The sequence below is a fragment of the Neisseria sp. P0021.S007 genome (assembly GCF_051956855.1).
In genome coordinates this window covers 1-561 of record NZ_JBQCXA010000949.1, presented here as the reverse complement: position 1 = coordinate 561, position 561 = coordinate 1, and the positions used below count along the sequence as shown (strand labels likewise).

Below are 561 nucleotides of genomic sequence, written 5' to 3'. Positions count from 1 at the left end.
GGTTCCAATCTATGATGTCTTCTTTTAGAAAGGATAAATGATGCAGGTTTTGTCTTCATTGAAAACGGCGAAGAAGCGCCATCGTGACTGTCAAATCGTTCGACGCAAGGGTAAAGTTTACGTCATCTGTAAAAGCAATCCCCGTTTCAAAGCCCGTCAGCGGTAATGTTTTCATATTTTGTAATGCTCTCAATGGATTGCCGCTCGCGATGATTTTCGTGGGCGGTCTTTTTTGTTTTCAGACGACCTGCGGGCAGAGAGGGCGGCGTGAAACCATGGCTGAAAGAAATTTGAATGTTTGCGAAAAGAATACGGAGTTTTGGAAAAAGCTACATTTGAGGCTTGCAGGTAAATTAGAGTAAGCTTCCTTGCTAGACTATAAAGATGTTTATAACATGGAATTACTGTTTATTCAGTTCCACATTTTTCAGGAGTATTAATATGAAACTTAAAGCTGTATTGGCCGTAGCGGCTATTTTGTCCTTGGGTGCTTGTGCTGCACCTGATCATGAACGCAATGATGCTCCTCGTCACGAGCACCATCACGACCATGGTATGAAC

At 42.6% G+C, this 561-nt stretch carries 1 protein-coding gene; it reads left to right on the top strand.

Going from position 1 to position 561, the window contains the following annotated elements; genetic code table 11:
• The first annotated feature begins 40 nt into the window (after nt 1–40).
• Nucleotides 41–166, top strand: a complete 126-nt coding sequence (gene ykgO / locus ACTHUR_RS16890) for a type B 50S ribosomal protein L36 (protein WP_003685279.1) — start codon at nt 41–43, stop codon at nt 164–166.
• Nucleotides 167–561: the final 395 nt, after the last annotated feature.

What these genes read in the sequence shown, in the direction of transcription:
- ykgO (WP_003685279.1), top strand. Translation starts at nt 41, where the DNA reads ATGCAGGTTTTGTCTTCATTGAAAACGGCGAAGAAGCGCCATCGTGAC.